This is a genomic window from Thiothrix fructosivorans, from assembly GCF_017349355.1.
Classification (GTDB): domain Bacteria; phylum Pseudomonadota; class Gammaproteobacteria; order Thiotrichales; family Thiotrichaceae; genus Thiothrix; species Thiothrix fructosivorans.
In genome coordinates this window covers 73,366-95,099 of the sequence record NZ_JAFMPM010000006.1, presented here as the reverse complement: position 1 = coordinate 95,099, position 21,734 = coordinate 73,366, and the positions used below count along the sequence as shown (strand labels likewise).

Below are 21,734 nucleotides of genomic sequence, written 5' to 3'. Positions count from 1 at the left end.
CGCAGGTCATCGAGTATATTCCTGTAGAAGACATGGCTCCGAAAGCACAGGTTGAAGAATTTGGCTTTGGTGAATTGTGGCGTCGGCTCATGCAACGCAAGTGGTTAGTGCTGGGTATCGCACTAACCACTTTATTGCTGGCGATGTTTATCACCATGACTACGCCGAATGTGTATCGTGCCACGACATCATTACAAGTAACGCCTGAGGCAGGCCCTTCACTGAACTTTGGCGAAGGCGAGGGCGCGGCGCGTGCTCCCGTCACCGAACGTGATTTTTACCAGACACAGACAGAATTATTACGTAGCGAGCGTTTAACCAATCTCACCATTAAAGAATTAGGTATTGAATCGCGCTTTGAGAGCCAAGATTCGCTCAAAACCAAAGCCTATGATTGGTTGGCATCGGTGAAGCGTAGCCTGACAGGCGATGCCGTAGTGGATGACAAAACGCATGTGGTTGAGGAAAACTTTACACGTTTGCTTTCCATTTACCCTGTAGAAAATTCCCAAATTTTCAAAATCAGCTTTGATCACGGAGATCCTGAATTAGCAGCCAATGTGGTTAATAAATTAGCTGATAATTATAAACAGATGAGTTTTGATTTACGTAATGAAGCCGTTTCGCATGCGAAAGAAACCCTAACCAAGAAACTGGGAGAAGCGAAACGTGAGCTTGAGAAATCTGAAAGCGCGTTAGTCAAATATGCGAAAGATCAAGGCATTATTACGCTGGATGGTGATCGTTCATCTGCTTCTGGTGTGATGGACTCACTCAACGTAGCGCTAACCGAGGCTACGGGGGCGCGGATTGCCGCTGAAGCAGCATTTAACCGCTCTAAAAATGTGGCGGGTGCTGACCGTACTCTTGAAAATCCTGCAATTCAGGCATTGAAGGAAGAATTGGCGCGGGCGCAAGCAGAATATCGGGATAAATCACGTTTGTTTAAACCTGGTTTCCCTGAAATGCAGCAACTTGATGGTCGTATTAGCGAATTGCGTAGTGAAATCGCTAAAGAATCTTCCAGTATTGATACGACGGCGCGTGGCAAATTGCAGGCCGAGTTTGAGGCGGCGAAGCAACGTGAAGCTGAGTTGAAAAATGAGGTTAAAAAGCAGGAAGGTCGTTTGATCGGACAGCGCGATAAATCCGTTGAGTATAATAATTTAGAACGTAAAGTCACCGCTGATAGCCGTACTTATGACGGTTTGTTGGCGCGTTTAAGTGAAGTTCGCCTTGCTGAAGACAGTGGTGCGAGCAACGTAGCCGTTGTGGATAAAGCTAGCGTGCCATCTAAGCCCTATTCACCCAATATTCCGTTGAATTTGGTGATGGGAACGGCGATTGGTTTGTTGCTGGGTCTGTTAGCTGCGATCATGGCAGAAATCATGGATGACCGTCTGAGAAGTCTGGAAGACATGCGTCGTGTGCTGGGTTCTATCCCTTTGTTAGGGGTGATTCCTTATATTTCGGGTCGCAATAATAAGAACGTGCTGGCACTGCGTGGTCAGGTGGGTAGTTCGTTCATGTTGGAAGCCTTTCGTTCCTTGCGTGAAAATATTCTGATGATGAAATCTCCGCCGCATCAAGGGTTGGCGTTGGTTATGAATGTCACCAGCCCTGCTCCTAGTGAAGGTAAAACCACGACTGCCGTGAATTTGGCAACGGTGTTTGCCTACACTGGTAAAAAAGTGTTGCTGATTGATTGCGATATGCGCCACCCTGAAGCCCATAACAAGCTGGGTCTGGAAAACCGTATTGGCGTGAGTGATTTTCTGTTAGGTGAGAAGCAAGTGGTTGACCTGATTCAGGAAACCACTGTGCAGAACTTATCCGCTATTTCAGCGGGTTCTGCTGTGCCTAACCCCACAGAATTGTTGGCAGGCGACCGCTTTACTGACCTGTTGAGCGAAGTGGAAGGCATGTTTGACCACATTATTATCGACGGTCCGCCAGTCATGGGCTTGGCGGATGCCTTGATTATTTCCAACCGTACTGGCAATACTGTGTTCGTGAGTGCTTACAGTCAAACCGGTAAGCGTGGTTTGAAAGATGCTATCGGTCGTTTGAATCAAGCACAGTGCAATATCATTGGCGCGGTGCTGACTAAAATGAAATCGCCTGAAGTGTCTAACAAGTACTACGGCTACCCGAACCGCTACCCACGTAGCGGTCAGACCGCGATGGTGGCTACTCAGTAAGTGCTTTCTTCCACAATTCCTCTAACCGCTTGGCCGATACCGGCCTTGCGGTGCCTAGCTCCTGCGCAAACAGCGATACCCGAAATTCTTCCAACATCCAACGGTATTCGCTGCGGTGACTGAGCGTAGCCGAAGCCGCTTTCCACTGATCCCAATACGGTTGTACTTGCACCCGTAATGCTCTGTCTTTGGTCGGGTTCTCCGCCAATTTTTGCAAACGTCTCTGAATGCCTTTGAGGTAACGCGGAAAGTGCCGCAACTCCTCGTGGGATACTGCGTCCAAAAAACCCACGTACACCAGATGGTTCAGTTGTTCGCTGATGTCATTCATGGCTTCCAACCAAGTGGGTTGCACTTTACCTTTCAATTGCTTGCGTAATTCGTGGTAGAGCGCGAGTATCGGTGCAACCAGTCGTGCCGTTTCTTGCGTTTGCGGGAAAATCTGTGAACGGCATTCCCCTAGTGCGTGGGAGAAGCTGTCTTGCTTGCGAATGGTCAGGTGATGTTTAAATGCTTGCCGGAACACGTAGCGAGTAATACTTTCTTTGAGTTCGTCGCATTTGCCGGTGGCGGCGTAGTGCAGGCATAAAGTCTGCATCTGTGGCACATATTTCGGTACATCTTTCACTTCAGCGGGTAGCGTGAGCCAGAACAGGCGCAATACACCTTGCCAATGTGCGTTGCTGGCATCGGCTTCATTATCAAACAGACGAATGGTGACGCTGTTGGTGGCATCGACTAGGGCAGGCCAGGTGCGCAATTTCGTGCCGCCTGCTTCCAACCAATAGAGTTCCGGCAAGTCGCCAAAATCCCATGTTGTAATGCCAACCCGTTCGATGGATTGCACAGGTTTGCTGGCAAGTTCTGCGCGGGTTTGCTGACGAACTTTACCACGCAAGGTGTCAAAATCACGTCCGCTGCGAATCACTTTGCCTGCTTCGTCGGCGACTTCAAAGCGCATTTGCAGGTGTGTTTCCAACGTCACTTCTGCCCATACTTCCGGTTGAATTTGGCTACCGCTCATGCGTAATAACTGTTTTTCCACCGCCGTTTGCAGGGGCAGGGTATCACTGGGTTGGATGGCTTCCATGCAGGCACGGGCGTAGTCGGGTGCTGGTACAAACTGTTTGCGGATTTGTTTGGGCAAGGCACGAATTAGCGCGGTGATTTTTTCTTCCAACATCCCCGGCACTAAGTATTCAAAGCGAATCGGGTTCAATTGGTTTAATCCCAGTAGTGGCACGCGCACGGTGACGCCATCATCTTCTGCTTTAGGATCAAAGTGATAACGTAACGGCAGAATCATGCCTTGTACATGTAGGGTGTCGGGGAATTGCCCGCTTTTTTCATGCCCCGCTTCGCGCTCCATCAGGTAAGCACGGCTCAGGTGGAGGAGCTGGCTGTCCGTTTGCTCGGCTTTTTTGCGCCAGCGCTCGAAGGAATGTCCGTTGACGACTTGTGCGGGGATGCGTTCGTCATAAAACGCATACAAACGGTGTTCGTCGATGAGGATGTCACGGCGGCGACCCTTGGCTTCCAACATTTCAATGTCCGCAATCAGCTCGGCATTGTGTTGGAAAAACGGGGCAGGGGTACGGTATTCGCCGTAAACTAGCGCGTGGCGGATGAATATTTCACGGCACAACACAGGGTCAATGCGCCCGTAATTGACTTTGCGGCGCGGCGTGATGGTAATGCCGTACAGCGAGGTGCGTTCAAACGCGGCGACTTGTGCTTGTTTTTGTTCCCAATGCGGCTCGGTGTAATGGTGGCGCAACAGGTGTTCGGCGAGTTTTTCCACCCATTCTGGCTGAATTTTGGCAAGGGTGCGCCCGAACAGGCGCGAGGTTTCCACCAATTCGGCTGCCATGACCCATTGCGGCGGCTTTTTGCGTAGACTGGATGCGGGAAAAAGGTGAAATTTGCGTCCACCCGCACCCATGTATTCGCGCTCTTCGTCTTTCATGCCGATATTGCCGAGCAAGCCGGTTAGCAGGCTGAGATGAATCGCGTCGTAACTGGCGGGCGTATCATTTTCCTTACCGCCCATTTCCAGCACCATTTGATGCAGTTGGGTGTGAATGTCGTGCCATTCGCGCAAGCGCATGTAGGAGAGGAATTCTTTTTGGCATAGATCACGGAATTTGCGCTGACTGAGGTGTTTGCGTTGCTCGTGGAAATAGTCCCAGAGCTTCAGGAAGCTGAGGAAATCGGATTGTTCGTCTTTGAAACGCGCGTGTTTTTCGTCGGAGGCTTGTTGTTTGTCCAGTGGGCGTTCACGCGGGTCTTGCAAGGTCAGAGCACTGACGATGATCAGCACTTCGCGTAACGCACCGTTGTCGTGTGCCGCGAGCAACATGCGCCCGAAACGCGGGTCGAGCGGCAGTTTGGCGAGTTGGTGTCCGCTGGGGGTGACGTTGTAATCCGCATCTACCGCACCGATTTCAAACAGCAGTTTGTAGCCGTCGCGAATCAGGCGGGTGTCCGGTGGCTCGACGAAAGGGAAGTGCTCCACGTCTGCCGTCCACATCGTTGCCAGTTGCAAGATGACGGCGGCAAGGTTGGTGCGCAAAATTTCCGGTTCGGTAAACACGGGACGTTTGTTGTAATCGTCTTCGCTGTAGAGGCGAATGGTGATGCCGTTGCTGACGCGTCCGCAGCGCCCCGAACGTTGGTTGGCGGAGGCTTGCGAGACTTTTTCAATCGGCAAACGTTGCACGCCTGCCCGCCACGAATAGCGCGAGATGCGGGCGTAACCGCTATCCACCACGTATTTAATGCCGGGGACAGTGAGGGAGGTTTCCGCTACGTTGGTGGAAAGCACAATGCGGCGGCGACCGTGCGGCTCGAAAATACGGTGCTGTTCTTCGTTCGATAAGCGGGCGTACAGCGGTAGAATTTCGGTGGCGGGCGGGTGATGTTTGCGCAAGGCTTCGGCGGTTTCACGGATTTCACGTTCGCCGGGCAGGAAGATTAGAATATCGCCGGGGGCTTCGCGCCCTAATTCATCAACAGCTTCTAAAATCGCTTGGGTCTGGTCGCGCTCGAATTCCTCCTCGGCATCCACATCCATCAGCGGGCGGTAGCGAATATCCACTGGATAGGTGCGCCCTGACACGTTAATGATCGGGGCGTTGTCGAAATGCTGGGAAAAGCGTTCGGGGTCGATGGTGGCAGAGGTGATGATGACTTTCAGATCACGGCGTTTTGGCAGCAGCCATTTGAGGTAGCCGAGCAGGAAGTCAATATTGAGGCTGCGTTCGTGTGCCTCATCAATAATCAGGGTGTCGTATTGCTTGAGGAAGCGGTCTTGCTGAATTTCCGCGAGCAAAATGCCATCGGTCATCAGTTTTACGTAACTGTCGGGCGAACAGCGGTCGTGGAAACGTACTTTGTAGCCGACTTGCTGCCCCAGTTGCACCTTGAGTTCTTCGGCAATCCGCGCTGCTACGCTGCGTGCCGCAATCCGCCGTGGTTGGGTGTGACCGATGAAGCCGTTTACCCCGCGTTCCAGTTCCAAGCACATTTTGGGGATCTGGGTGGTTTTGCCTGAGCCGGTTTCGCCGCATATAATCACGACTTGATGGGCGGCAATGGCTTCGATGATTTCGGCACGGCGAGCCGCGACCGGCAGTTCTTCTGGGTATTCGGGTTTGGGCAGATTTTGTAGGCGCAGGGCGCGTTTTTGGATGAGAGTACTCACGGTCAGGTTGGAATCCAGCGTTAAGCATTAAAGCAAGGCGGGCATTGTAACGCGCCGCCTTGTGGGATTCACCTGTCGCTTGGGGATGTGGGTTTTATGGCAGTTCTTTGACGGCGGTAATCAGGTCGAATACGTCTTGGGAAATGCGTGTGCCAGCGTTGGTATTAGGGGTCAGCAAACTTTCACCATTGGTATGAATGCCTAATGCCCATGCTGTTCCATTATTACTGACCCAAGTCGGCGCACCACTCATGCCGCCAACAGTGTCGTTATCGTAGTAAATTTTAGACTCTGTAGAATGAGATACTGTGCCTTTACTTCCCCATTGTTGATTCTGACCACCGTTGGCTTTGTCTCCGGGGTAACCGTTAATTGTGATGCTGGTATTATCGACAGGGTTGGCAACGAAATAGCTGAAGTAGCCAGTGGAATTACCGACAGAGCAATTCAGTTTGATAATGCCGATGTCAGCATCACCGTCAGCAGCCGTAATCCACCCGTAAGAAGAATAGAGTTCTTTGGGAGCGCAAGAGCCGTAAGGGGCATAGCCATTTGATAAACCCGGATAAATTTTGAAAGACGTTGCTGCACCCCAGTTGCCCTTGCTGCCACCGCTATGGACGCAATGTCCGGCGGTGACTAGGGTATCCTTGCTCACTAACCAGCCAGTGCAATGCGTATTGCCATTATAAGTAATCAGTGCCACCGCTCGTTCGGGATAGGCATACGGATTGACGAGAAAACGGCTATCAAAACCTAAAACAGATTCTTGTATGATACGAGATGCGGGTGTAGTGGTTGTTTTCATCGCGGTAAGTTCAGCATCACTTAACGGGGTTAAGTCTGCACCTTCGAGTTCTGGACGCCCTGCCACTCCGGTTGATCCAAAAGACAGCGAGCTGTTTTGGTTCAAATTATTGGCATCAATGATTTGTCCGCTACTGGAAACGAGGCTGTAGCTTCTTTTGCTCGTACTTGTTGTTGTACTGCTGGATGTCGTCGTGGAAGGTGTTGTGACTGCGGTGGTGGCTACCGTGGCAGTCGTTGTTGATCCCGTATTTGTTGTGCTTGTATCTTGTGCTGTTGTACTTTCTCCTGTACAGCCTGTTACGTAGGGTGTAATGACTAATAGTACTGCGATGATAGGCATCCAGCGTGCACGGGATTGTGGAATCGTATACATAAAAAATTCTCCGCCTTAGCGTTTTGATAAACTATGCTGATTTATAGGCTTGTTGATGTAATTAATTAAATCAATTTTTTTAAAGAATTATAGATTATATCTATATGTTTTGTATAGATAATTATTGAGTATAGTTTATGCAAGTCATTAAGATTAGATATTGCTAAATAATAATAAGCTGTTTGATTTCTTGCAGTGTTGATAACACTTTTTTTAATGCTTCATGCGAAAAAATAGACCGATTATCAGAATTTTGGCTATTTAACAACGCGGAATTATACTGAAATAAATCCTGAAGCTCCCGTAGGCTACGCTCGGTTTGCCCGAGTCGAAAATAACTCACGCAACGTGCCATTTCACCCCAATAGCCGAAGTGTTGAATGCGTTCGGCGAGTGCTAACGCCTCGGTGTAATTCGCTTCGTTAAAGGCGTGCAGGAAAGGTAGGACGTGATACCAATCCGGTTGTGGGAAAGAAATCGCCATGAGTGTCTGAATGGCGTGTATACCTGCCATTTTATCACCCGTCAGATACAACCCAAAACCGTAGAGGTATTCGATGGACGTGTCGAAAGGGTTGGTTTGGCGTGCTATTTCCAGCTCTGCCCGACACAGGGCGTGATCCCCCAAAAAATAGCGGTTATGCGCAAAAATAGAATGCGCTTCGGCATTGCCGGGGTCGAGCTTCATGGCGGTACGTGCCGCATGAGTCCACGTCGTTTCCAACTGTTCCACACAGTGGTATTGCAATACGTGGTCGTAACCACACAAGCGGGCGAGAATGACCAACGCTTTATTGTCCTCAGGAAAGTGCTGCAAACGCTGTTGGCAAGCGGTGAGTGCTGTCCTGAAGCTGGCGTAGCGAATGTCGTGGAGGAACGCGAGGTAATACACTAATGCGTCATGATGCGCGGGGATAGGAGCATTCAAGCTCTGTTGGTATTGTGCCCAGTGGTAGAGAATTTTACCGGAATGCAATGCCACAGTATTCGCCGCGATTTGTAAGCACAGTGCCGCTAAGTCGGTTTGGTTGGGCTGAGCGGGTAGTCGCAAGGTGTTTGCCCAGATTAATTCGTCACTGAGGGTGTGGCTTAATAGAATAAATAATTCAACGTCAGCACCAGCGGTTTGCAGGTCAAGATTCAACGTATAATCTGAACGTTGTGCTTGTGCGACCAGTTGAATATTACGGAAACGGTTCAGCATTAGCAGTAAGTCGCTGCGTAAGCGGTGACAGACCTGCGTAGCTGTGGTGGGCGTGAGATCGAGTACTTGGCAGTTTAAAGCAAGTTTAGGGCCTTCGGTGACATGGGGGACTAATCCCACTGAGATGCTTGTTGGGACAATTGTCGGTGTAACGTGTTCGGGACGATTTCCCGGTAAAAAAGTCACGGCATACGTGCCTTTGGGCATTGTGATCATGATGGCACTGTCGTTAGTGGCGTAATGCGCTTGTAAGAGCTTACGCAGCCGCCCAGCTTCAATGCGTACTAAAGGATTATATACCGGGGAAAAATCGGCAGGTTTACCCAAAGCTTTGGTGGCAATATTTTGCTGATTTAATTCGCTACCGCGCCCTGCCAACGTTTCCTGCACAACATATTGCAGAAACAATTTAATGACTTTGCGGGCGCGGAAACGTGGGCTGTTAAGAATAGTGTCTAGTTCAGCAATAATGTATTTTTTATCAGTATTCATGCAAGCCAGCACGTCCCCATGTTCTTGTGTTTTTTCTAAAAAGCAGCGTTCCACTTTATAGCATGTTTTTCGCTGGCGAAAATACTATTTCGAGAAGCATGGGGATAACTTTTTGTAACAAATTGTAACGAAAAGAGTGCTAAATACGTAAATCAAGCGGCGTGCGTAACTGCTATCGGTGCTACTGGCAATTTGAGCACGCTGTCGCCACAGTTTTCCCGCGCAATCTGATTGCGACCATTACGTTTGGCGCGGTACAGGGCGCGATCCGCCGCATTCAGTAACATTGCTGGGTAAATGACATCTGCTTCATTTGGTGGATGAGAATCGTGAGGGGGATTCGGTGTACAGCTTGATACCCCAATACTAATGGTCACAATACGCGGAATTGCGCCATCAGAATGCGGGATGCGTTGATCTTCCACGCTTTTACGCACCCGTTCAGCGAGTAACGCTGCATCATCGGGGGATGTATCCGGCAACAAAATCGCGAATTCTTCGCCGCCATGCCGTGCCACTACGTCAGACGCACGGCGTGCCACGGCTTTAATGCATTGCGCAATAATTTGTAGGCATTGATCACCAGCTTGATGCCCGTGTTTGTCGTTATAACGTTTGAAATGGTCAACATCAATCATTAATAAAGACAATGGCTTGCTTTCACGTGCCGCACGTCGCCATTCGGTTTTAAAGGTGCTATCAAAATACCGCCGATTGGAAATTTGCGTGACGGGATCGGTATGCGCTTGTTCTTGCACTTGTATTTGCACAGCATGAAGATCATTCAGCAAGCTGGTAATCGAACGTGATGCCATCGCTAGTAACACCCCCAACAACAGCGTAGCTAAGGCCAGCGATTGTTGTGCCGTTTCCCCTAATAACAGCATATTGAGGGTAATGGGCAGTAAAATCGCCCCAATTTGTACGTACAACGCAAAACTGGATAACGCTAGAACAGGCATTGCCGCGACGATTGCGCCCGCTAGTAACAATACATGCACGGCTTGCGTGAGCGATGTGGGTGAAAATAAGATAATGCCTGACACGCCCCATAAGGCACTGATCAAGGTAGAGTAAATCAGGTAGCGTTGCCCAAATTCACTTAATTCTTCGCCCGAATAATGTTGTGACGGCAGGAAGCCTTGACCAAATAGCCAGCGGGTAACATTCATTGCGATGATCGCGCCATACCAGACCAGCAATAACGGTAAACTATCATCGCTTTCTACCCAACGTAGCAGAATGAACAGACTAGCCGCTAATACATTTCCCCAAAACCAAGTCGAGCCGTGGCGGGATAAAAACGTTATTTGCCCCTGAAGAATCATTGGCGATGTGAGTGAGTTGATCTTTTTCTTATTCATGGAGTCTTTCTTAGTTGCAACCGTCATGTTCCTGCGCCTTGGCATGACGCCCCTGTCGAGGCCAAGTCTGAATATAGTGCATCTTTTTACAGATGGCGTCGCTAGTTAGGTTGATTTTACTCCTCCAATAATAGATTTCTTTTATGCAAGATGACAAGCTCAAAAAATAGCCTTATGTAGCTAACACCCGTAAAACCTGCGCTAACTGTGCAAACGGCGTATAAAAATGCGGTGAAAAGCGAATGCCGCCGCCGCGTGGCGCACAAAATACGCCGTTATCCTGCAACTGCTTAAATAGCTTATCGTTAGGTATTGTGCGTGAGCGGAACGTCACAATGCCTGAACGCCGTTCTATGCGCGTATCGCTGAGAATTTCCACATCCGGCAGTGCCTGTAATCCATCCACTAAATACTGTATTCGCGCACTAAGCTGTTCCCACACCATCGTCATGCCCGTTGCCAGCAATACCCCAAGGCTAGCATGTAGCGCATGAATCCCCAACATATTCGGGCTGCCGCATTCAAAACGCCGCGCATCCAGCGCAGGTTGATACTCTTCCATGGTGTAATCGGTCAAACCTTCCGCCATGTGCCAGCCGTATTGGGTTAAGTGTAGTTGCTCCAATATTTCACGGCGCACGTAAAACAGTGCTAAGCCTTCCGCGCCCAGCATCCACTTATGCCCATCCGCCACTACAAAATCGGCTTGCACTTGCTGCACATCAAACGGCATTGCGCCGAGTTGTTGAATTGCATCCACGCAAAATAGGATGCCCTTGGCTCGGCAAAATTCCCCGATTTTCGCCAAATCCATGCGCAAGCCGTTGGTGTATTGCACCGCGCTAATGCTGATCAAGCGAGTACGTGCATCGCACAATGCTAGCAACGCTGTTTCGGGATCATCGGGATGGTCGTACAAATCCAATTGGCGGAATTCCACACCTTGTTTTGTCAATGATTGCCAGACATAACGGTTAGAGGGAAATTCCTGACGAATTCCCACCACGTTATCGCCCGCTTGCCAATCCAGCCCATAGGCGACGAATGACAAGCCTTCCGACGTATTTTTTACCAGTGCAATATCGCCTGCGGCAGGGGCATTCAGCAATTCACGCGCTTGTTCACGCAAGGCTTGTTCCACGGTCAGCCAGTGAGGGTAATTGAGTGTGCCTTGCCGCGCATTTTCGGCGGCAAACGCTTGCACAGCATCGGCGGTAACTTGCGGCCACGGTGCTACCGCTGCATGGTTGAGGTAAATGCAGTTTTGCAGGGCAGGGAAGCGGCTTTCAGGTGTTGGCATGATCGGCTCACACAGTGCAGTAATAGATGCCGAAGAGATTAGCAGCATCTGTCCAATGTTGCTCACATTTGAAGCCTGCTGCTGTTGCTAGCGTGATGAACTCCTCAGGGTGGTATTTGTAAGAATTTTCAGTATGAATCCGTTCCCCTCGCGCAAAGTGAAAGGTTTTGCCCGACACCTGTACTTGTTGCTCTTGCAGGCTAGTGAGGTGCATTTCAATCCGCCCCATCGCCGCGTTGTAACAAGCGTAATGTGCGAACTGGTCGAGGTCGAACGTGCCTTCCAGCTCGTTATTGATGCGTATCAGCAAGTTCAGATTAAACGCCGCCGTTACGCCAGCCGCATCGTTATACGCTGTTTCCAGCACCGCTTTAGCCTTTTTGCGATCCACCCCAATCAGCAAGCCGCCGCCTTTGCCGACCAATTGCGCGATATTGAACAGAAAATGCTGCGCTTCTGGCACATCGAAATTGCCCAAGCTAGAGCCGGGAATAAACACCACGCGCCGCCCAGCGGGTACATTTTGCGGCAAGTGCAGTTCGCGGGTGAAATCGAGGCACGCCGCGTGAACCTGTAACCACGGAAATGCTGCCCCTAAGGTTGCCGCCGATTGGCGTAAGAAATCGCCGGAAATATCCATCGGCACATACGCAGCCGGTCGCAGTGCATCCAGCAACAATTGCACCTTTTCGCAACTGCCGCTACCGGGTTCGATCAGCACTGCATTCTCGCCGATCAGCGCTGCCATTTCCGTTGCATAATCGCGGTAGAGCTGCTTTTCAACGTGTGGCACGTAATATTCTGGCTGTTCTAAAATCGCTTCAAACAACTGTGAGCCGCGTTTGTCATAGAAGAATTTCGGCGGAATCTGTTTGTGTTCGTGCGCCAGCCCGTGCAGCACGGTTTGCCGGAAATTGTCCAACTCCGGCTGGTAATCGTGAAAGCTGACCTTGGTGGCTTTGGGGCAAATAGCGTTCATACGTCCTCCGCGAGACGGATACCGCTGAACTGCCAGCGGTCGTGGGGGTAAAAAAAGTTTCGGTACGTGGGGCGAATGTGGTCGGCTGGTGTTATACACGCCCCGCCGCGCAATACCCACTGGTTGCACATGAATTTACCGTTATATTCGCCCATGCTACCTTCCAACGGTTGGAAACGCGGGTAGGCGGTGTAGGGTGAGGCTGTCCATTCCCATAGCGAGCCGTAGTGTTGCTCCGTGCCTGCTTGCGGGTGGAAGGTGTTACTGTTGGTAAAATGCCCAGTGATCGGCAATTCGCGTAATTTGTGTTCGAGTTCGGCTTCCAGCGGTAAGCGGTTGCCTGACCAGCGGGCGAAAGCGTCGGCTTCGTAATAACTGGTGTGGGCAACGGGCGCGGCAAGATCGAGCGGCTCGAAACCGTGCAGGGTGAATTCGTACCACTGCCCATCACGTTGTTCCCAATACAAGGGCGTTTGCCAGCCGTGTTGCTTGCGGTGATACCAGCCATCCGCTAGCCACAGCTCGGCGCGTTGGTAGCCGCCATCTTCGATGAAAGCGAGGTATTCGCCATTGGTGCTCAAGCGCGAAGCGAGGCGATGCGGTTCAAGCCAAACCTTGTGTTGCGGGCGTTCGTTGTCGTAGGCGAAGCTGTCGCCCTCGAAACCGCTTTCCAGCAAACCACCCGCGCGGGTTTCCCATGTAAGCGAGGTGGCTTCGCGCACCGGTAAGGTTTTGGGTAGGTAAATCGGGCGCAGCGGGTTGCGCCAGAAGTTGTGTTTAATGTCCATGTACAGCAGTTCTTGGTGTTGCTGTTCGTGGTGTAAGCCGAGTGTGACCCGTGCGGCGATTGCTTGCGCTTGGCTGGGGTCAGCGTGCGTTAGCAAATCCGCCATGCGCTCATCAATTGCAGCGCGGTAGGCGTAGACTTCTTCCACCGTTGGGCGTGACATTAAGCCGCGTTCGGCACGGGGTTGCATCGAGCCAACGGTTTGGTAATACGAATTGAACAGGTAGTTGTATTCAGCGCGAAACGGTTGGTAATTTTTCACAAACGCTTGCAGCAAAAAGGTTTCAAAAAACCACGTCACATGCCCCAAATGCCATTTTGGCGGGCTGGTTTCGACAATGCTTTGCAGTTGGTAATCGTCACGGGCAAGCGGGGCGCAAATCGCCGCGCTGGTGTGGCGGATGCGTTGGTATTCTGAAGCTAGGGCAGCAGTCATCTGACATTCCTTGATTGTTTGGTGCTTTGTAATACGTTTTCGCGTCGAAGGCAGGTGTACGCTATGATTGTGGGGGATTTGTTTGACGCTTCTGTGACCTGTTTATGACGCATATCAATTCTGGTGTTGGTCACTTGTGCCAGTATGAAACTGTCTATAAAGCTGTTGATAACAGGAGAAATCAAAATGTCAGAGGCTAAAAAAAAGCTGTTTATCATGGTTACGAATGGCCCTGAAAATCCAGAATTGGCAACCATTCCTTTTGTGATGGCAACGTCTGCGCAAGCATCCGATGTAGAAGTGGTAATGGGATTCCAAGGCAATGGCAGTATGTTGATGATTAAAGGCATTGCAGAGCATGTGGCAGCGAAAGGTTTTCCAACGTTGGTTGAGCTGATTGGTTTATATGCAGAGGCCGGTGGCAAAATGTATGTGTGTGGGCCGTGCGTTGGTGCTCGCCAAGTCAAGGAAGGTGAGTTGGTCGATGGTGCGGTTATCGTTGGGGGAGCGACTTTTGTATCAGAGTGTTTGGATTCCACGCAATCGCTCATTTATTAAATTTTTAAGACGAAAGAAGGTACTTGCTTTATGCATGGGTATTATTAACGCCAATATCATGCAGCGACTTCGGCTGAAACAAGGCTTGGCGGTGAGGTGACACTCCGTGAAACGGCATTGACAATCTCCCTGTTAAAGACGTGACACTTCACACAACAACGACTTAAACGGCGGAAATCCACTGATCGGGTCAAGCTGAGTATCATCGGTCAACTCATTGATATTCGATTCATTCCAACCGTGGAAACAATGCACCACGCCCGGTTTCATTATGTCTGTCACCGCTGCCCGAAACGTCACTGCGCCGCGTCGTGAACGGATTTCGACTGAATCACCGTCTGCAATACCCCGCGTTGTTGCATCATCGGGGTGAATTTGTACCCGTGGATACGGGTCATACGCCAGCATCGCGGGAATATTGTGTTGTTGTGAATGCGTGAAAAACTTTTGCCGCCCGCCCGACGTTAGCACCAGCGGATACTCTGCCAGTAATTCGGGTGTAGACAACGGGCTTTCCATCGGTTCGCGGTAAGTTGGCAAGCCGTCGTAGCCGTGCGCTTTCAGTTCCACTGAATCGAATTCGATTTTGCCGGTGGCGGTGCGGAAGCCGTTGATGCGCCATTGCCGATCCGCATCCAAAAAGCCGAGGTCGACCAATTCGTCGATCACGGGGCTGTAAACGGTCACGCCAGCCGGATTTTCCCATGCTTCTTTGCGGATGTCGGGCGGCAAACCTTCGCCCATTTCTTCCCACGAAGCGGCAAGGTTGCCGTGCCAGAATTGTGCTGCCATGCCGAGTTTGACACCGAGTTCGAGGAAGATTTGCCCGTCGGGTTTGGCTTCGCCGCGAGGGGGCAGGGCTTGGTGGCGGTATTTCACTTCGCCTTGATACGCGCAGCCGGGGTAGGCGATCAGTGCAGTGCGTTCCAAACTGGTTGCCGCTGGCAATACGATGTCGGCTTGCAAGGTGGCGGGGTTGTGGAAAAAGTCGGAGACGGCGAAAAATTCCAGTTCGCCTAATGCACGTTCCATGCGTTTGGAATTTGCCCACATCGCGGTATTAATGCCCATTGCGAGCAAGGCTTTGAGCGGTTGCGGCTTGCCTTCGAGGATGCAGTCTGGCATTAACATGCTTTGTGCGGCAGGCCAGTATTTTGTCCAAATCGGGAATATTTCGTCGCCGATACGCGGGGGCAATTCGTTTTTGCACACGTCGAACAGTTCGATTGGCTTGGGCAATACTTTGTCGTTGAAGAAGCGGTTGCCGCCTTCGCGGTCAATATTGCCTGTGGCGGCGGAGAGCAAAATCATCGCGCGGTGATTCTGGAAACCGTTGCTGTGTTGCACGGTGGAGGTGGGCGACATGGCAATTTGCGCGGGCTTGGTGGTGGCAAAGAGTTCTACCGCTGCACGTAAATCAGCTTCGCTAATGCCGCAAATCGCCGCGACTCGTGCGGGTGGAAATGCTTTGATGTAGTCGCGGAAAGCGTCCAACCCGTTTGCCCATTCGTCCAAAAATACCTGATCTTGCCAGCCATTCGCAAAAATCAGGTGGTGGAAACCGAGGGCGAGTGCGCCGTCCGTGCCGGGGCGGATTTGCAGGTGAATATCGGCAATTTCGGCGGTTTCGGTGCGGCGCGGGTCAACCACGATCATCTTGCGCCCTTTTTTACGGCTGGCAAGGTGGTGATTTTCAAACGGTGGAATCGAGCCGGAGGCGTTGGTTGACCACACCAACACGCATTGGGTTTTCGGCGATTCGACGGTGGAGGTGGTTTTGAGTTTGTAACCGTAAGTGAGTTTTTCCGCGACCATCGTTGCCGAGAAGCAGCAGCCGGATTCGGTGAGGTAATTCGGGCTGCCGAAAGCGTGCGCAAGGCGTTGCAATTGCGGGCGAGCTTCTTTGGTGTATCCGGCGAAAAAGCCCACGGCGGGTGCGCCGTGCTGCGCTTTGGCTGTTTGCAAAGCAGCGGTGATGGTGTCGAGGGCTTCTTCCCAACTGATGCGCTCGAATTCGCCAGAGCCTTTTGCGCCGATACGCTTGAGCGGGTAGAGCAGGCGGTCGGGGTGGTATTGACGCTCTAACTGCAATTGTCCGCGTGGGCAATTCGGCAAGCCTTCGACTTTAATGGCGCGACCGCTGGGGTCGATGGTGACATCGAACAGGCAATTGGCATCGCATTCGTAACAGGTGGTGCTTTTGACTACGTTAGTCATGGCGAATCTCGTGGTAATCGAATCGCGCCAGTGTAGTGTAGATTGGCAAGGCGTTTGGAATGACCACCTAACGCACTAGGGAATTTGCTATGATACGTTTAGTTTAACGAGGAGTAGTGAGTATGTTGAATTGGAACATGATTTTGCAGTTTGCCGACCACGGCAACCCCGTGCCTGCATGTACCGTAACCAAAACGGATGCCGAGTGGCAAAAGCAATTGAGCGATGATCAATATTACGTAACCCGCCGCAAAGGCACAGAACGCCCGTTTAGCTCCGCGATGTGCAGCTTGTTCGAGCCGGGGCTGTACGGGTGTTTGTGTTGCGATACGCTGCTGTTTGATGCGTCGGAAAAATTTGATTCGGGGACGGGCTGGCCTTCGTTCACACAGCCGGTTGCAGAAAACGCGATTGCTTACCACGCGGATCGTTCCTACGGCATGACGCGGGTGGAAACGACCTGTAATACCTGCGGCGCACACTTGGGGCATGTGTTCCCCGATGGTCCTGCTCCAAGTGGCTTGCGTTATTGCATGAATGCGGTGGCGTTAAAGAAGGTCAAAGCGTAATATCCCTGCCATGAAAGAACGCATCCAAAAACTCCTCTCCCGCGCTGGTTACGGCTCACGTCGTGAAATTGAGCGCATGGTCAACGCTGGTGAAATTCTGGTGAACGGTCAGCGTGCCGCCTCCGGTCAAGCCATCGACGAAAACGATCAAGTGACCTTGCGCGGGCAACGCCTACACTTGAGTTCCCGCGTCAATGCCACCCACAAAGTGCTGATGTATCACAAGCCTGCGGGCGAAGTGTGTACCTTGAGTGACCCCGATAATCGCCCGACGGTCTTCGACAGCTTGCCGAAAATCCGCGCTGGGCGTTGGATTATGGTGGGACGTCTCGACATCAATACTGACGGCTTATTGCTGTTTACCACCGATGGCGAATTGGCAAACAAGCTCATGCACCCGTCGTCTGAAATCGAGCGCGAATACGCTTGCCGCGTGTTGGGCGAAGTCAACAATGAAATGCTGATCCGTTTGCAGGAAGGCGTGGAATTGGAAGACGGCAAAGCCAACTTCATGCGCATCAAAGACGCAGGCGGCGAAGGGGTCAACCACTGGTATCACGTCGTGCTTGCCGAAGGTCGCAACCGCGAAGTACGCCGCTTGTGGGAATCGCAAGGCGTGAAAATTAGCCGTTTGATTCGGGTGCGTTACGGCAATATTATGCTGCCGCGTTACTTGCGCAGTGGGCATCACAAAGAGCTGGAAGTACGCGAATTACGCAAACTCTACGGCTTGGTGAACATGGCGTTTGAAGACGGTTCGGACTTTACTGCCGAACGTCCAGAACGCCGCTCTGGTGCAAGACCGGGAATGAAATCGGTGGACAGTGGACGCACGGCGATTGGCGGAAGCCATCCGTCAGCACGGAGGTCGAGTTTGGCGCGTCCTAGTAGTTCCGAGCGTTCTGGTGGTTCTGCAAGACCGAGTGGAACTTCACGCCCTAGCAGTTCGTCACGCCCTAGTACCAGTAGTTCAGCCCGTCCGGGTGGTAAACGTCCACAACCGCGTGGGCGTGGCTAATAATGTTTAGGTTTACGTTGGCGTTGTGTTTCGCCACACCGTCACCTTAAACAAATTTCCCTCCCGATCATCCTCAAAGTCGATGTTCGGGAAAACCCTCAATGCCCGACGAATGCCTGACCTCAAACCATGATAGGGCAACACACCTTTAGCCGCATACGATACCAAAATCGGATTGCGGCTGTTCGCATTGCCGCTACGGATTTTCGCCACGGTTAGATTGTTGGGTAAATGACCGGGGCTGATAATGTCGATGCGGTTGTCGTAGACGAATATCCGTATCGGTGCATCAATCAAGTAATCACGGTGTATCAGTGCGTTTACCAGTAATTCCTCGAAAACCACTGAGGGGATTTCGGGTGTACCGGGTGAATTCACCCCGCGCCCCGCTTGCACTTTATGCAAGTTCCGCATAATAAAGCCCAACGTATCCTCGTAAATCTTACGCAACGCGCCTGAAAAATCTTCGGTATCCAAATACGTATCGGCGTGGATGTCATTGCCGGGATAGCGAATGGCTTTGACCACAAATTGCGGTTTGATCCACTCCGGGCGTTTGGCAAACAGTAAAACACCCGCTAAATTTAATTGCCCCTCATCAGTCGCAAGACTCATGTTTTGCAAAAGGTTGATCAATGCTTCGGGTGATTCGGGATAATCTAAAGCATACGCATCTTGCAAGAAATCTTGGAAACGTAGCTTATCCAGCTTGTCGATACCCGCTTTAGTCGGTAGTTCGTCAGCATGAAATTGTCCCGTCATTTGGAATAACCGCCGTAATTCTTCTTTGGAATTAACGCGGCGTTTGTCTGCACCGACTTTTAACCAGATCACTCCACTTTTATCGAAATAAGGTTTATCCAAACCTTGGGGAACGCTTAAACGAATCACTAATTGTCCGTTTTCCAGTAAAACATTTTCGGTTTGTACGGTTAGCGGGCTACGCACCAGTTGGCTGGCGGCATTGCTGATTAATTGGTTGATGCGTCCGATCTCTGCGGTTGGCAGCCCCGGCAACGTGCCGTCATCGGCGACCCCGATGAAGATCACGCCACCGCTAGAATTGGCAAAGGCTGCCATTTCCGCTGCCAACGATTCGGCATTGCGAATATCGACTTTAAACTGGCGGGTACTGTCTTCCCCTAAAATAACTTCCGCACGCACTTCCGATGCATTCACTACTTTGCTCCAGTCATTGCAACACGTAGCCTATTCTAACCCAAGTTTCAGTTTGCCTCACATTTCTCGCTGCGGCATACGCCGTTTGTGAAAGAAACATTCGACTGACAAACAGCGTCTAACCCCTGTGCGTTATAATTTGCTGCCACACTTTGGGCATATTGTCCGACCTTTTCGGCAATCTCCTTTGGATCGGTTGCAAAAGTAGAATACGCAAAAGTCGTGTCTTCACCACAAAGTGTTGGAGATTCTCCGGTCAAAGAATACCCTACTTGCCATACCCCACATTGCTCAGAACTGCTACACACAGGATCACCGATCATGGTATTGACTTCACCCCATGTAACACCTGCGTTGTTCCCCATACTAACAGTTGGTGAATAAATGCCTCTGCACTGGTTATTGATACATTGTGCGACAGGATCAGACGACAGCACCGCCGTGCACAGGGAATCAGGAGGAGTAACTACCACTGGAGTATTTTGTGATGTGTTGAGTGAGGAAATCTTTCTAATCAATTCCCTCCTTTGTTCATAAGTCACGAATAACGTATTTTGGTTTGTTTCGAGAATGGAATAAGCAGCATAAAAAGGTGAAATACCACCACATGCAGGCAGAGTAACAACATCAAGCAGGCGGCAATCGAGTGAGCTGGCACATTGTCCTTGTCCGATCATTGCTTTGATCTCAGCATCTACCGTTGTCAGTTCTGCTTCCAGCTTTGCCCGTTGTTCTTCCTTGGTGGGTTGGGGTATCACAGGAGATGGTGTTACTACGATAGGTTCGGGCACAACGGCTGATGTATCACCAGTATTACAACTTGCCAGTGATAATATAGCCAGAAATGCAGGCACACCTGCCTTTAATATTGGTTTTAACGTAAACATTATTCCACCTCAATAGCAGCCTAAAATCATGTATTTATTAAGCTACATTAAAATCATCAAGTTCACATTGACCACTATCACATATTCCATTTCTATGCTGCTGATCCTGACATTTTCAACTATTCCAGTAGGTGTATCACCACCACCGTACATTTTTTAGCTGACTAAGGCGTTGAATAATGCCCGATGTTGTTGGCATTGTGGCGCTTGTTTCAGGCGTGCACTGCGGAAAATACAGGATAGGTCAGCAAGTGCCGTATCAAAATCGTCGTTGATGATCAGATAATCGTATTCAGGGTAGTGCGACATTTCGCTTTGCGCATCCCGCATCCGTCGTTGAATGGTTTCCGCGCTGTCTTGTCCGCGCCCGTGCAAACGTTGGTTCAAGGCTTCGATACTCGGTGGCAGGATGAAAATGCTGGTAACAGCTTCCGCCCGTTCACGCACTTGTTGTGCCCCTTGCCAGTCAATTTCGAGAATCACATCCTTACCCGCATCGCGCAGCGCATCCACCGACAAGCGTGATGTGCCGTAGTAATTGTCGAAGACTTGCGCGTATTCCAAAAAGTTACCCTCGGCAACTTGTTGGCGGAACATCTCCACGGGGGTAAAGTGGTAATGCACGCCGTCTTGTTCGCCGGGGCGTGGTTGGCGCGTGGTGTGTGACACCGATACCACCAGATTGTCGACGCGCTCACGTAATGCGGTGAGTAGGCTGGATTTGCCTGCGCCAGAGGGGGCTGAAACAATGTAAAGCTGACCTGTACGTGTGTTCATCCGAAATTCCGCCCGATGTGCTGATAAAGGTTCGATTATAGAGAAGTATGCATTATAGTCGAAGTGTAGGAATCACGAGTGAGGTGTCTAAACCATGATACAAGTAACCCCTGTACCCGCTTTTACCGACAACTACATCTGGCTGATCAGTAATGAAGCAGCGCAACAGGTGGCGATTGTTGATCCCGGTGATGCTGCCCCAGTGCTGGCAGCGCTCGAACGTTTGCAAATGCAGCCTATTGCCATTTTGATTACCCACCATCATCGCGACCATGTGGGCGGCATTGAAAAATTGCTGGAAGCTTTTCCTAATTTGGCGGTGTATGGCCCCGTGAATGAAAATATCCCACACCTCACGCAGCCCTTAGGCGACGGCGCTACGGTAGCGCTGGAGTCGTTAGGGCTAACGTTTAGTGTGATGGAATTGCCGGGGCATACGGTCGGACATATTGTCTATTATGGCGAAGGCAGTTTGTTCTGTGGTGACACCTTGTTTGCCAACGGCTGTGGGCGGGTATTTGGTAGCACGTTGACTGACTTGTACCATTCCTTGCAGCGTATTGCGTCACTGCCAGCGGAGACACAAGTGTATTGCACCCACGAATACACCGTGGACAATATCGGCTTTGCAAAATGGGTTGAGCCAGACAATACGACACTGGATACACGTATGGAAGAGTGCTGGGAGTTACTGGATGCGGGGCATCCGACCGTGCCGTTTGAATTGGGACGCGAGTTTGACACCAATCCGTTTTTGCGTACTCATATTCCCGAAGTGATTGCCAAAGCGGAAGAAATTGCTGGGCGCGAAACGCATACACCGGAAGACGTATTCGCGGTGCTGCGTATTTGGAAAGATACCGAGTACGATTAAAGCACG

General features: G+C 50.9%; 16 protein-coding genes. 5 read left to right on the top strand and 11 right to left on the bottom strand.

Translation table 11 applies throughout. From position 1 onward, the window contains the following. Window positions 1-32: 32 nt before the first annotated feature. The gene (locus tag J1836_RS03630; RefSeq protein ID WP_207249730.1) at window positions 33-2,201 is read left to right on the top strand and encodes a GumC family protein; all 2,169 of its coding nucleotides are present in this window, start codon (window positions 33-35) and stop codon (window positions 2,199-2,201) included. On the opposite strand, the gene hrpA is transcribed toward J1836_RS03630, so the two are convergent. From hrpA to egtB, 7 genes are all read right to left on the bottom strand, one after another. Next, entirely contained in the window at window positions 2,191-5,904 is a 3,714-nt protein-coding gene (gene hrpA / locus J1836_RS03625) for an ATP-dependent RNA helicase HrpA (RefSeq protein WP_242632716.1), read from the bottom strand. The genes J1836_RS03630 and hrpA overlap by 11 nt on opposite strands. Window positions 5,905-5,998: 94 nt before the next feature. Further along, entirely contained in the window at window positions 5,999-7,087 is a 1,089-nt protein-coding gene (locus J1836_RS03620) for a trypsin-like serine peptidase (protein ID WP_207249729.1), read from the bottom strand. Window positions 7,088-7,250: 163 nt separating this feature from the next. After that, a complete protein-coding gene (locus J1836_RS03615) occupies window positions 7,251-8,783 on the bottom strand; it encodes a tetratricopeptide repeat protein (protein ID WP_207249728.1) in 1,533 nt (510 codons plus the stop codon). A gap of 152 nt (window positions 8,784-8,935) precedes the next feature. After that, window positions 8,936-10,174 (bottom strand): GGDEF domain-containing protein, encoded by a 1,239-nt coding sequence (locus tag J1836_RS03610; protein ID WP_207249727.1) that lies wholly within the window; start codon window positions 10,172-10,174, stop codon window positions 8,936-8,938. 145 nt (window positions 10,175-10,319) lie between these two features. Further along, the gene (locus tag J1836_RS03605; protein WP_242632715.1) at window positions 10,320-11,495 is read right to left on the bottom strand and encodes an aminotransferase class V-fold PLP-dependent enzyme; all 1,176 of its coding nucleotides are present in this window, start codon (window positions 11,493-11,495) and stop codon (window positions 10,320-10,322) included. Beyond that, window positions 11,455-12,426 (bottom strand): L-histidine N(alpha)-methyltransferase, encoded by a 972-nt coding sequence (gene egtD, locus J1836_RS03600; protein WP_207249726.1) that lies wholly within the window; start codon window positions 12,424-12,426, stop codon window positions 11,455-11,457. Before egtD ends, J1836_RS03605 begins: the two co-directional genes overlap by 41 nt. Further along, window positions 12,423-13,649, bottom strand: a complete 1,227-nt coding sequence (gene egtB, locus J1836_RS03595; RefSeq protein WP_207249725.1) for an ergothioneine biosynthesis protein EgtB — start codon at window positions 13,647-13,649, stop codon at window positions 12,423-12,425. The genes egtD and egtB overlap by 4 nt, the downstream gene beginning before the upstream one ends. Window positions 13,650-13,793: 144 nt before the next feature. Here egtB and J1836_RS03590 point away from each other — a divergent pair, with 144 nt between their 5' ends. Continuing rightward, complete coding sequence (locus tag J1836_RS03590) at window positions 13,794-14,207, top strand: DsrE family protein (protein WP_207249724.1); 414 nt, start codon at window positions 13,794-13,796, stop codon at window positions 14,205-14,207. Window positions 14,208-14,339: 132 nt separating this feature from the next. Here J1836_RS03590 and J1836_RS03585 read toward each other — a convergent pair whose 3' ends face one another. Continuing rightward, window positions 14,340-16,424 (bottom strand): molybdopterin-containing oxidoreductase family protein, encoded by a 2,085-nt coding sequence (locus J1836_RS03585; protein ID WP_207249723.1) that lies wholly within the window; start codon window positions 16,422-16,424, stop codon window positions 14,340-14,342. 122 nt (window positions 16,425-16,546) lie between these two features. Here J1836_RS03585 and msrB point away from each other — a divergent pair, with 122 nt between their 5' ends. Beyond that, window positions 16,547-16,993 (top strand): peptide-methionine (R)-S-oxide reductase MsrB, encoded by a 447-nt coding sequence (msrB, locus tag J1836_RS03580; RefSeq protein ID WP_207249722.1) that lies wholly within the window; start codon window positions 16,547-16,549, stop codon window positions 16,991-16,993. A gap of 10 nt (window positions 16,994-17,003) precedes the next feature. Continuing rightward, window positions 17,004-18,011, top strand: a complete 1,008-nt coding sequence (gene rluB, locus J1836_RS03575) for a 23S rRNA pseudouridine(2605) synthase RluB (RefSeq protein WP_207249721.1) — start codon at window positions 17,004-17,006, stop codon at window positions 18,009-18,011. Window positions 18,012-18,023: 12 nt separating this feature from the next. On the opposite strand, the gene J1836_RS03570 is transcribed toward rluB, so the two are convergent. The 3 genes from J1836_RS03570 to gmk all read right to left on the bottom strand — a co-directional run bounded on the left by J1836_RS03570 (window position 18,024) and on the right by gmk (window position 20,854). Then, window positions 18,024-19,190 (bottom strand): RNA/DNA-binding domain-containing protein, encoded by a 1,167-nt coding sequence (locus J1836_RS03570; protein ID WP_207249720.1) that lies wholly within the window; start codon window positions 19,188-19,190, stop codon window positions 18,024-18,026. A gap of 47 nt (window positions 19,191-19,237) precedes the next feature. After that, window positions 19,238-20,077, bottom strand: coding sequence for a hypothetical protein (locus tag J1836_RS03565; RefSeq protein WP_207249719.1), 840 nt, complete (start codon window positions 20,075-20,077; stop codon window positions 19,238-19,240). A 156-nt stretch (window positions 20,078-20,233) separates the two neighbouring features. Beyond that, window positions 20,234-20,854, bottom strand: coding sequence for a guanylate kinase (gene gmk / locus J1836_RS03560; protein WP_207249718.1), 621 nt, complete (start codon window positions 20,852-20,854; stop codon window positions 20,234-20,236). A 94-nt stretch (window positions 20,855-20,948) separates the two neighbouring features. On the opposite strand from gmk, the gene gloB reads away from it, so the two are divergent. Further along, entirely contained in the window at window positions 20,949-21,728 is a 780-nt protein-coding gene (gene gloB / locus J1836_RS03555; RefSeq protein WP_207249717.1) for a hydroxyacylglutathione hydrolase, read from the top strand. Window positions 21,729-21,734 lie beyond the last annotated feature (6 nt).

What these genes read in the sequence shown, in the direction of transcription:
- egtD (WP_207249726.1), bottom strand. Translation starts at nt 12,426, where the DNA reads ATGAACGCTATTTGCCCCAAAGCCACCAAGGTCAGCTTTCACGATTAC.
- J1836_RS03620 (WP_207249729.1), bottom strand. Translation starts at nt 7,087, where the DNA reads ATGTATACGATTCCACAATCCCGTGCACGCTGGATGCCTATCATCGCA.
- gmk (WP_207249718.1), bottom strand. Translation starts at nt 20,854, where the DNA reads ATGAACACACGTACAGGTCAGCTTTACATTGTTTCAGCCCCCTCTGGC.
- gloB (WP_207249717.1), top strand. Translation starts at nt 20,949, where the DNA reads ATGATACAAGTAACCCCTGTACCCGCTTTTACCGACAACTACATCTGG.
- J1836_RS03590 (WP_207249724.1), top strand. Translation starts at nt 13,794, where the DNA reads ATGAAACTGTCTATAAAGCTGTTGATAACAGGAGAAATCAAAATGTCA.
- msrB (WP_207249722.1), top strand. Translation starts at nt 16,547, where the DNA reads ATGTTGAATTGGAACATGATTTTGCAGTTTGCCGACCACGGCAACCCC.
- J1836_RS03565 (WP_207249719.1), bottom strand. Translation starts at nt 20,077, where the DNA reads ATGTTTACGTTAAAACCAATATTAAAGGCAGGTGTGCCTGCATTTCTG.
- J1836_RS03630 (WP_207249730.1), top strand. Translation starts at nt 33, where the DNA reads ATGGCTCCGAAAGCACAGGTTGAAGAATTTGGCTTTGGTGAATTGTGG.
- rluB (WP_207249721.1), top strand. Translation starts at nt 17,004, where the DNA reads ATGAAAGAACGCATCCAAAAACTCCTCTCCCGCGCTGGTTACGGCTCA.
- J1836_RS03615 (WP_207249728.1), bottom strand. Translation starts at nt 8,783, where the DNA reads ATGAATACTGATAAAAAATACATTATTGCTGAACTAGACACTATTCTT.
- J1836_RS03610 (WP_207249727.1), bottom strand. Translation starts at nt 10,174, where the DNA reads ATGACGGTTGCAACTAAGAAAGACTCCATGAATAAGAAAAAGATCAAC.
- J1836_RS03585 (WP_207249723.1), bottom strand. Translation starts at nt 16,424, where the DNA reads ATGACTAACGTAGTCAAAAGCACCACCTGTTACGAATGCGATGCCAAT.
- egtB (WP_207249725.1), bottom strand. Translation starts at nt 13,649, where the DNA reads ATGACTGCTGCCCTAGCTTCAGAATACCAACGCATCCGCCACACCAGC.
- J1836_RS03605 (WP_242632715.1), bottom strand. Translation starts at nt 11,495, where the DNA reads ATGCTGCTAATCTCTTCGGCATCTATTACTGCACTGTGTGAGCCGATC.